Source organism: Streptomyces sp. NRRL B-24572 (assembly GCF_002156145.1).
Lineage (GTDB): Bacteria > Actinomycetota > Actinomycetes > Streptomycetales > Streptomycetaceae > Streptomyces > Streptomyces vietnamensis.
In genome coordinates, this window is the sequence record NZ_MWIG01000297.1 from 1 (window position 1) to 9,466 (window position 9,466).

Genomic DNA, 9,466 nt, shown 5'->3' on the forward strand with positions numbered 1-9,466 from the left:
TTGCGCGGGCCGGTCCGCCTCGCGGGTCGATCCGCGCAGTACGTACGCGAGAGGGCGCCCCACCGGACCGGTGGGGCGCCCTCTCGCGTGTGCGTCAGCGGCCGGGCTTGCGGTTGGTGTGCCCGCCCGTGCCGCCGAGCAGATCCGTCGGGAACGTGATCCCGGGGGTCGGGCTGGTCGGGGTCGTGTCGCCGGGCTTGGCGTCGCGGGGCTTCCGGGGCTTGTTCGGGCCCTCGTCGCCCTCCTTCTCCTCGTCCTTGGGCTTCTCGGCCCGCGGCACGGAGACGGGGACGAAGCCCGGCGTCTGGCCGGCGTCCAGGGCGCCCGTCATCGCGATCTTCCAGATCGGGCCGGGGAGGCAGCCACCGCAGACCTTGTCGTAGTACTCGCCGCCGATGGTGATGTCGTACATCGACTTCTTCTCGCCGACGTCGTCACCGACCCAGACGGCGGTGGACAGGTTCGGGGTGTAGCCGACGAACCAGGCGTCCTTGCGGTCGTTGGTCGTACCGGTCTTGCCCGCGTTGTCGCGGTCGCTGAGACCGGCCCGCGTACCGGTGCCGTCCTCGACGACGCCCTTCAGCATCTGGTTGATGGTGTCGGCGGTCCGGTCGCTCATGGCGCGCGTGCACTTGGTCTGCGGCACGTTCAGCTTGTCGCCGTTGGCGGCCTTGATCGACTCGATGGCGATCGGGGTGCAGTAGATGCCGCGGTTGGCGAAGGTCGCGTAGACGGACGCCATGTCGAGCGGGGTGCTCTCCGCGCTGCCGAGGGTGGCGGACGGGATCTGCTTGAGGGGCTTGCCCAGCTCGCGCTCGTAGCCGACGTTCTTGGCCATCGTCAGCGTCTCACAGAGGCCGGCCATCTGCTCCAGCTTGGCGAAGTAGGTGTTGATGGACTTGCCGAGGGCGCTCGTCATGTCGAAGACGCCCTTCTCCGACTTCATCTCATTGTTCACCTCCCAGTTCGCATAACCCGCGGGCTTTCCGTCGCAGCGGGTGTACTGGCTCTCGTTCATGTTGATCTGCGCCGGGTCGTTGAAGCTCGTCGCCGGGCTGATGCCCTTCTCCAGCGCCGCGGCGGCCGTGATCGGCTTGAAGGTCGAGCCGACCTGGAAGCCGTACGTCGTGCCGCCCATCTTGCTGCCGACGGCGAGGTTCAGCGTCGTCTGGTGCTGCTTCTGGTCCAGGCCGTACGGGCGGGACTGGCCCATCGACAGGATGCGGCCGGTCTTGGGCTGGACCTGCACCACCGAGGCGGCGACCGGGTCGTCCTTGTTGACCTTCGCGATGGCGGCCTCGTTGGCGGCTGCCTGCGCGCGCGGGTCGAGCGTGGTCCTGATGGTGAGACCACCCAGGTTCCACAGCTTCGTCCGCTCCTCGGCCGTCTTGCCGAAGGTCGGGTCGTTGAGGATCGTCTTGCGGACGTAGTCGCAGAAGAAGCCGGCGCCGTCGACGGCGGTGATGCAGCCGTTCTTCGGCGTCTTGACCCTCAGCTTGATCGGCTTGGCCTTGGCGGCGTCCGCCTCGGCCTGGCTGATGTCCTTCACGTCGGCCATCCGCTGGAGGACCATGTTGCGGCGCTTGGTCGCTTCCTGGATGTCGTTGATCGGGTCGTAGCGGCTCGGCGACTGGACGAGACCGGCCATCATCGCCGCCTCGCCCAGGTCCAGGTCGGCGGCGTGCTTGGAGAAGTACCGCTGGGAGGCGGCCTCGATGCCGTAGGCCTGCTGACCGAAGAACGTGATGTTGAGGTAGTTCTCCAGGATCTTCTTCTTGCCCAGCTCCTCCTCGACCTGGATCGCGAACTTCAGCTCGCGGACCTTGCGGCCGATGGTCTGCTGGGTGGCCTGCGCGACCTTCTCGGGGTCGTCACCGGCCTCCTCGACGAAGACGTTCTTCACGTACTGCTGGGTCAGCGTGGACGCGCCCTCCGAGACCCCGCCCGACTGCGCGTTCTTGTTGATCGCACGCAGCACGCCCTTGAGGTCGATCGCCCCGTGCTCGTAGAAGCGCCCGTCCTCGATGGCGACGATCGCCTTCTGCATGTACGGGGAGATCTTGTCGATCGGCACGACCTTCCGGTCCCGCGAGTACACCGTGGCGATGAGACCGCCCTCGGCGTCCAGGATCGTGGTGCGCTGACTCAGCGGTGGGGTCTTCAGGTTGGAGGGGATCTCGTCGAACCCCTCCACCGTCCCCTTCGCGGCCAGCCCGAGTGCACCGGCCGCGGGCAGGGCGATGCCCGCCAGCACGGTTCCGGCGAGCACACTGACACCGAGGAACTTGGCGGCCTGCTGGGTCCCGGTCAGACCACCGCCCGAGCGCTTCTTTGCCATGGGGGCAGCCTACGTTCTCATTCGCCGGACACACGTATATGCCTTGGCCTAAGCTGCTCCCAACTGTCACAGCAGTGCGGTCTCGCATCAAGACCCGTGCGTGACATCGGTATGAATTCCCGTGACCCCGAAACGCGGGAAGCTCGTGTCCGATTCCGGCTCATGCGTCACACGGTGCCCGAAGTGGCATCACCGAAGAAGGGCATGTCTGCACGATATGTCCGCTATCACACGCATGTCCTTCGATCACTCCCCTGGGTGATCTGACGCGCACGCATAGTCCGTTCGGGCCATTCAAGATTGGGCCCGAAGGGGGTGTTGCGCTGTGCCCACCTTCCGTAACGTCCCAACTGGCAGCGGTGAATATGCCGCTGCCGCCGTGGGGGAGCCTCGATTCGGGAGAGGACGGCGCCGGTATGGGCTGGGTAGCTGACTGGAGTGCGCAGGCGGCCTGCCGCACTACCGATCCGGATGAACTTTTCGTGCAGGGAGCGGCACAGAACAGGGCAAAGGCGGTGTGCACCGGATGCCCGGTGCGGACCGAGTGCCTCGCCGACGCCCTCGACAACCGCGTGGAGTTCGGCGTGTGGGGCGGCATGACGGAGCGCGAGCGCCGTGCCCTGCTGCGCCGCAGGCCGACCGTCACCTCGTGGCGCCGGCTCCTGGAGACCGCGCGCACGGAGTACGAGCGGGGAGCGGGCCTGCTGCCCGTGGCGATCGAGGACGACGCGACGTACGAGGCGTACGCCGCGGTCGGCTAGCCCCGACGCGTACGCCACACGGGTACGCGACACGAGTACGCGACACAGGTACGAGCACGGGTACGAGTACGGATACGGGTACTCGTACGCGAGACGGCTCAGGCCGAGGGCGTCCGCCCCGCCGTGAGCCGGTCACCGATGGCCCGCAGCCCGGCGAGGTCGTGCACATCGCCGGGCAGGGCGGCCACTTCGGCCACCGCCACTTCAGGGTGGAGCGCGGTGAAGCGGTCGCGCGTGTGCTGCTCACGCGCGAGCACCCGCATGCGCTCGGCATGCAGGCGCAGAAGTCCCGCGGTGAGATGACGTACGTCTGTTTCCTGTGCCGGTCCGGCTGTGGGGGCAGCCTCGGGTACGGGGTGTGCGGCGGCGGTGGCGAGATCGTTCGACTCGGGCTCGGGCTCGGGCGCTGCTTCGGTGGCCGGGGAGCCACGCAGTCCAGCCTTCCCGCCCCCCTGATCCACAATGCGCCCCTCGTCAAGATTTTCCGCGGCGGCCCGCGCCCGCTCGGCCGACAGCCGGGCGGCGCCGCTGCCGTGGACGCGGTTGAGGACGAGACCGGCCAGCGGCATCCCCTCGGCGGCCAGGCGCTCCACGAAGTACGCGGCCTCGCGCAGCGCGTCCCGCTCCGGCGTGGCCACCACGAGGAAGGCCGTGCCCGGGGCCTGGAGCAGCTTGTACGTGGCGTCCGCGCGGGTCCGGAAACCGCCGAACATCGTGTCCATCGCCGCCACGAACGTCTGCACGTCCTTGAGGAACTGACCCCCGAGCAGCTTTCCCAGGGTCCCCGTCATCATCGACATGCCGACGTTGAGGAACTTCATCCCGGCCCGGCCGCCCACCTTCGCCGGGGCCATGAGCAGCTTGATGAACTTCCCGTCGAGGAAGGACCCGAGCCGCTTCGGCGCGTCCAGGAAGTCGAGCGCGGACCGGGACGGCGGGGTGTCGACGACGATCAGGTCCCACTCGTCGCGGGCCCGGAGCTGGCCCAGCTTCTCCATCGCCATGTACTCCTGCGTACCGGCGAATCCGGCCGACAGGGACTGGTAGAAGGGGTTCTCCAGGATCGCCCGTGCCCGCTCGGGCTCCGCGTGCGCCTCGACGATCTCGTCGAAGGTCCGCTTCATGTCCAGCATCATGGCGTGCAGTTCGCCGCCGTCGGAGCCCTTGATGCCGTCGACCTTGCGGGGCGTGTTGTCGAGGGAGTCGATGCCCATGGACTGGGCGAGCCGGCGCGCCGGGTCGATGGTGAGGACGACGACCCGCCGGCCCCGCTCCGCCGCCCGCACGCCGAGGGCTGCCGCCGTGGTCGTCTTGCCGACCCCGCCCGCGCCGCAGCAGACGATGATCCGGGTGCCGCGATCGTCGAGCAGCGGGTCGAGTTCGAGCCCGGGCGCGCGATCGAGCCCGGGGTCGGCGTCGGGCCGGTGGTCTTCGGCGTCGGGGCCGTTGTCGGCGTCGAGCCCGGACACGTCCACACCGGCCGCCTCCACACCGGCCGCCTCCACACCGGCTGCGTCCGCACCGGCTGCGTCCGCACCGGCCGCCTCCACACCGGCTGCGTCCGCACCGGCTGCGTCCGCACCGGCCGCGTCGGCGCCGGGCTCGGCGGTGGCCGCCCCGGCGCCTGCTTTCTCCGTCACGCGCCCACCCCTTGCTTCCGCAGTTCCTTCGCCAGCCGGTAGAGCCCGGCGATGTCCGCCCCGTCCCCGAGGAAGGGGAGTTCGTACGAGGGGACGCCGACGCCGTCCAGGACCGCGCGCTGCGTCCGCTCCAGCTCCACCCGCCGCGCGTGCTCGGCCGCCTGGTCGAGGAGTGGCTCGACGAGACCCGCGCCGCCCGGGACGCCGACGGAGGCCAGGGTCCGCGCGATCGCGTCCCGGTGGTCGCCGGAGGCGGCCCGTACTGCCGCCTCGTCGAGGACGTGCGGGCGGACCATGTTCACCACGACCCTGCCCACCGGCAGTTCGGCGGCCCTCAGCTCCGCGATGCCGTCCGCGGTCTCCTGGACCGGCATCTCCTCCAGGAGGGTCACCAAGTGCACCGCCGTCTCGGGGGACTTGAGGACCCGCATGACGGCCTGCGCCTGGTTGTGTATCGGGCCGATCCTGGCCAGGCCCGCGACCTCGTCGTTCACGTTGAGGAAGCGGGTGATGCGGCCGGTGGGCGGCGCGTCCATGACCACGTGGTCGTAGGTGGGGCGGCCGTCCTTCTCCCGCCGCCGTACCGCCTCGCAGGCCTTGCCGGTCAGCAGCACGTCCCGGACGCCCGGCGCTATCGTCGTCGCGAAGTCGATCGCGCCGAGCTTCTTCAGGGCCCGCCCCGCACCGCCCAGTTTGTAGAACATCTGGAGGTAGTCGAGGAGCGCGCGCTCGGCGTCGATCGCCAGCGCGTACACCTCGCCGCCGCCCGGCGCGACGGCGATCTTGCGCTCCTCGTACGGAAGGGCTTCCGTCTCGAAGACCTGTGCGATGCCCTGCCTGCCTTCGACCTCGACGAGGAGGGTCCGCTTCCCCTCCGTCGCGAGGGCGAGGGCGAGGGCGGCGGCGACCGTCGTCTTACCGGTACCGCCCTTGCCGCTGACGACCTGGAGCCTGCTCACGCTGTCGAGCCTAACCACTGGCGGCCGCGCGCAATCAGGAGGCCGCCCCGGAGAAGCCCCCTAGGGGGCCTGTGGGGGTCGCCTCGGAGAGGAGCCCCGCGACAGCGGATACAGTCGGGCCCATGACCAAGTGGGAGTACGTCACGGTGCCGCTTCTGGTGCACGCGACCAAGCAGATTCTGGACACCTGGGGCGAGGACGGCTGGGAGCTCGTCCAGGTCGTGCCCGGGCCGAACAACCCCGAGCAGCTCGTGGCCTACCTGAAGCGGGCCAAGTCGTGAGCGGGGCCGTCGAGGCGCGGATCGCCGAGCTCGGCCTGACCCTGCCCGAGGTCGTGCCGCCGCTCGCGTCCTACCAGCCGGCCGTGCAGTCCGGCGTGTACGTGTACACCTCGGGCCAGCTCCCGATGGTGGCGGGCAAGCTCCCGGTGACCGGCAAGGTCGGCGCCGAGGTCACGCCGGAGGAGGCCAAGCAGCTCGCCGCCACCTGCGCGCTCAACGCCCTCGCCGCCGTGAAGTCGGTCGCCGGTGACCTCGACCGCATCAAGCGCGTCGTGAAGGTCGTCGGCTTCGTCGCCTCCGCCGCCGACTTCACCGGCCAGCCCGCCGTCATCAACGGCGCCAGCGAGCTGCTCGGCGAGATCCTCGGCGAGAAGGGCGTGCACGCCCGCAGCGCCGTCGGCGTGGCCGTGCTGCCGCTCGACGCGCCGGTCGAGGTCGAGGTCCAGGTCGAGCTCGTCGAGGCCTGACACCCCGAGGGACGCGCAGAGCCGGTTTTCCACAGGCGTGGGAAACCGGCTCTCGTGCATTCCGATGCTTGCGCATAGCATCCGGCCATGTCGAATGGTCAGCCGAAGCAGGCGAAGCAGTCGAACGGTCAGTGGTATCCGGCGGAGTGGCCCGACCGCATCCGCGCCCTCGCCGCCGGTGAGCTCACCCCGGTGACGCCCCGGCGCGCCGCCACCGTCCTGCTCCTGCGGGACGGAGCCGCCGGGCCCGACGTCCACATGCTGCGCCGCCGCACCTCGATGGCCTTCGCGGGCGGCGCGTACGCCTACCCCGGCGGCGGCGTCGACCCGCGCGACGAGCAGCCGGTGCGCTGGGCGGGCCCGTCCCTGGAGACGTGGGCGGCCCGGCTCGGCCTCGACGACCCCGCGCAGGCCCAGGCCGTGGTGTGTGCCGCCGTACGCGAGACGTTCGAGGAGGCGGGCGTGCTGCTCGCCGGGGAGACCGAGGACGGCGTCGTGGGCGACACGACCGGCGAGGAGTGGGAGCGGGACCGGGAGGCGCTCGTCGCCCGCGACCTGTCCTTCGCCGACTTCCTCGACCGGCGCGGGCTCGTCCTGCGCTCCGACCTGCTCGGCGCATGGGCCCGCTGGGTCACCCCGGAGTTCGAGCAGCGCCGGTACGACACCTGGTTCTTCGTGGCGGCGCTCCCGGCCGGCCAGCGCACCCGGGACGTCTCCGGGGAGGCGGACCGCACGGTCTGGATCCGTCCGGCCGAGGCCGCGGCGGGCTACGACCGGGGCGAGCTGACGATGATGCCGCCGACGATCTCCACCCTGCGCACCCTGGAGCCGTACGGGACGGCCACCGAAGCCCTTGCGGCGGCCGGGGAGCAGGACATGGCCCCCGTGCTCGCACAGGCGCGCCTGGAGGGCGACGAGCTGGTGCTGAGCTGGCCGGGGCACGAGGAGTTCACCAAGGTCATCCCCGCCGGGAGCACCGGGAGCGCCGGGAGCGCCGGGAACGCCGGGGGTGAGCGATGAGCGACGCCGCCGCCCTGCCGGGCCAGCCGCGCGGATTCGTGGTCTCCGGGCCCGCGACCGAGCGCGCCGTGAACGTCCTGGCGCCGAACCCGTCCGCGATGACCCTCGACGGCACCAACACCTGGCTGCTCTCCGAGCCCGGCTCCGGCCTCGCCGTCGTCGTCGACCCGGGCCCGCTCGACGAGGGCCATCTGCGTCACGTGGTCGACACGGCCGAGAAGCTCGGCAAGCGGGTCGCGCTGACCCTGCTGACCCACGGCCACCCGGACCACGCGGAGGGCGCGGGCCGCTTCGCGGAGCTGACCGGGACGGCCGTGCGGGCCCTCGACCCGGCGCTGCGGCTCGGCGACGAGGGGCTCGGCGCGGGGGACGTGGTGACGGTCGGCGGCCTTGAGCTGCGGGTCGTCCCGACGCCGGGCCACACCTCGGACTCGCTCTCCTTCCACCTGCCGGCCGACCGGGCGGTGCTGACGGGCGACACGGTCCTGGGGCGCGGGACGACGATGGTCGCGCACCCGGACGGGCGGCTCGGGGACTACCTGGACTCGCTGCGGCGGCTGCGTTCGCTGACCGTCGACGACGGGGTGCACACGGTCCTGCCGGGGCACGGGCCGGTCCTGGAGGACGCGCAGGGGGCCGTGGAGTTCTACCTGGCGCACCGGGCGAGCCGGCTCGCGCAGGTCGAGACGGCGGTCGGGGCCGGGCACCGGACGGCGGCCGAGGTCGTCGCCCATGTGTACGCGGACGTGGACCGCTCGCTGTGGCCGGCGGCCGAGCTGTCCGTACGGGCGCAGCTGGAGTATCTGAGGGAGCGGGGCCTGGTCTAGGGCCTGTCTTCCGGGGTGTGCCGGGCGATCGTCCTCCGGGGTGCGCCGGGCGGTCGTTCTTCGGGGTGCGGCCGGGCCGTCGTCCTCCGGGGTGTGCCGGGGCCGTCGTCACGATCCTGTCCCGAGCGTGCCCCCGGCCTTCTGGCGTTCCTGACCCGTGCTTTACGCTCCGCTTACTTCTGGTCGTAGCTTTCGGGGGGAACGCCCGTGTTCGTCATAGCCATCCTGCTGGTCATCGCCGCAGTGGTGCTCTTTTTCGTCGGCCGCGCCAATGACTCCACGGGGCTGAAGTGGGGCGCCGTCGGCGCGCTCCTGGCCGGCCTCTTCTCGCTGGTCGCGAGCATGACGTACGTGATCAGCGCGTACGAGGTCGGTGTGCCCGTCGCCTTCGGCAAGGTCGGCTCGCCGATGACCTCGGGCATGCACGTGAAGTCGCCGTTCACCGACGTCACGACCTTCTCCACCCGCCCGGTCGACCTCAACCTCTCCGACAAGGACGTGGTCGAGGTCCGCTCCTCGCAGGGCGGCGTCATGTACGCCGAGGTCACGGTGAAGTGGTCCGTCGACCAGGCCAAGGCCGTCGAGCTGTACAAGCTCGCGGGCAGCGAGGACGCCATCCAGCAGCGGCTGGTCTACCCGGACAGCCGTGAGATCGTCCGCAACGTCTTCGCCCGCCACACCAGCGAGGAGGGCTACGCCTCCGACCGCGAGGGGATCAGCGCCGAGATCAACGCCCTGATCAAGGAGCGCCTGGCCCCGCGCGGCATCGACGTGACCACCGTCAACCTGCGCAACGTGAAGCCCTCGGACGCCCTCCAGGGCCAGATCGACCGCAAGATCCAGCAGCAGCAGGCCACCGAGCGGGCGACCGAGGCCTCCCGCACCGCCAAGGCCGAGGCCGACCGGCGCCGCATCGAGGCGGAGGGCATCGCCCGCGCCAACAAGATCCTCAACGACTCGCTGACGGACAAGGTCCTGATGAACCAGTGCATCGACGCCTACAAGGAGGCCGCGGCGAAGAACCCGGTTTACGCGGTGCCCTGCGGGAGCGGCGGCTCCGCCCCGGTGATCGTGGACGGCTCGAAGCGCTGACCGTCCCGTCGTACGCGGAAGGCCGCCCCGGTCGTCGGACCGGGGCGGCCTTCCGCGTATGCCTGGTACTAGCGCGAGCGC

9 protein-coding genes are annotated in these 9,466 nt (G+C 70.9%); 6 read left to right on the forward strand and 3 right to left on the reverse strand.

What is annotated here, in order from left to right:
* Positions 1 to 94: 94 nt before the first annotated feature.
* Entirely contained in the window at positions 95 to 2,338 is a 2,244-nt protein-coding gene (locus CCN56_RS18790) for a transglycosylase domain-containing protein (protein WP_086828311.1), read from the reverse strand.
* Positions 2,339 to 2,754: 416 nt separating this feature from the next.
* Between CCN56_RS18790 and CCN56_RS18795 the strand changes: the two genes are divergently transcribed.
* Positions 2,755 to 3,099: a WhiB family transcriptional regulator gene (locus CCN56_RS18795; RefSeq protein ID WP_015034550.1), complete on the forward strand. Its 345-nt coding sequence runs from the start codon at positions 2,755 to 2,757 to the stop codon at positions 3,097 to 3,099.
* Positions 3,100 to 3,197: 98 nt separating this feature from the next.
* Here CCN56_RS18795 and CCN56_RS18800 read toward each other — a convergent pair whose 3' ends face one another.
* Both CCN56_RS18800 and CCN56_RS18805 read right to left on the reverse strand, forming a co-directional pair.
* Positions 3,198 to 4,469 (reverse strand): ArsA family ATPase, encoded by a 1,272-nt coding sequence (locus CCN56_RS18800; RefSeq protein ID WP_086828320.1) that lies wholly within the window; start codon positions 4,467 to 4,469, stop codon positions 3,198 to 3,200.
* A gap of 266 nt (positions 4,470 to 4,735) precedes the next feature.
* Entirely contained in the window at positions 4,736 to 5,698 is a 963-nt protein-coding gene (locus CCN56_RS18805; RefSeq protein ID WP_179199900.1) for an ArsA-related P-loop ATPase, read from the reverse strand.
* A 122-nt stretch (positions 5,699 to 5,820) separates the two neighbouring features.
* On the opposite strand from CCN56_RS18805, the gene CCN56_RS18810 reads away from it, so the two are divergent.
* From CCN56_RS18810 to CCN56_RS18830, 5 genes are all read left to right on the forward strand, one after another.
* Positions 5,821 to 5,979: a DUF4177 domain-containing protein gene (locus CCN56_RS18810; RefSeq protein WP_015034547.1), complete on the forward strand. Its 159-nt coding sequence runs from the start codon at positions 5,821 to 5,823 to the stop codon at positions 5,977 to 5,979.
* The gene (locus CCN56_RS18815) at positions 5,976 to 6,446 is read left to right on the forward strand and encodes a RidA family protein (RefSeq protein WP_041129922.1); all 471 of its coding nucleotides are present in this window, start codon (positions 5,976 to 5,978) and stop codon (positions 6,444 to 6,446) included. The genes CCN56_RS18810 and CCN56_RS18815 overlap by 4 nt, the downstream gene beginning before the upstream one ends.
* Before the next feature lie 87 nt (positions 6,447 to 6,533).
* Positions 6,534 to 7,466 (forward strand): NUDIX hydrolase, encoded by a 933-nt coding sequence (locus CCN56_RS18820; RefSeq protein WP_086828315.1) that lies wholly within the window; start codon positions 6,534 to 6,536, stop codon positions 7,464 to 7,466.
* A complete protein-coding gene (locus CCN56_RS18825; RefSeq protein WP_086828317.1) occupies positions 7,463 to 8,293 on the forward strand; it encodes an MBL fold metallo-hydrolase in 831 nt (276 codons plus the stop codon). The genes CCN56_RS18820 and CCN56_RS18825 overlap by 4 nt, the downstream gene beginning before the upstream one ends.
* 207 nt (positions 8,294 to 8,500) lie before the next feature.
* Positions 8,501 to 9,385, forward strand: coding sequence for a prohibitin family protein (locus tag CCN56_RS18830; protein WP_086828318.1), 885 nt, complete (start codon positions 8,501 to 8,503; stop codon positions 9,383 to 9,385).
* The last annotated feature ends 81 nt before the right edge of the window (positions 9,386 to 9,466 follow it).

What these genes read in the sequence shown, in the direction of transcription:
- CCN56_RS18790 (WP_086828311.1), bottom strand. Translation starts at nt 2,338, where the DNA reads ATGGCAAAGAAGCGCTCGGGCGGTGGTCTGACCGGGACCCAGCAGGCC.
- CCN56_RS18820 (WP_086828315.1), top strand. Translation starts at nt 6,534, where the DNA reads ATGTCGAATGGTCAGCCGAAGCAGGCGAAGCAGTCGAACGGTCAGTGG.
- CCN56_RS18825 (WP_086828317.1), top strand. Translation starts at nt 7,463, where the DNA reads ATGAGCGACGCCGCCGCCCTGCCGGGCCAGCCGCGCGGATTCGTGGTC.
- CCN56_RS18810 (WP_015034547.1), top strand. Translation starts at nt 5,821, where the DNA reads ATGACCAAGTGGGAGTACGTCACGGTGCCGCTTCTGGTGCACGCGACC.
- CCN56_RS18795 (WP_015034550.1), top strand. Translation starts at nt 2,755, where the DNA reads ATGGGCTGGGTAGCTGACTGGAGTGCGCAGGCGGCCTGCCGCACTACC.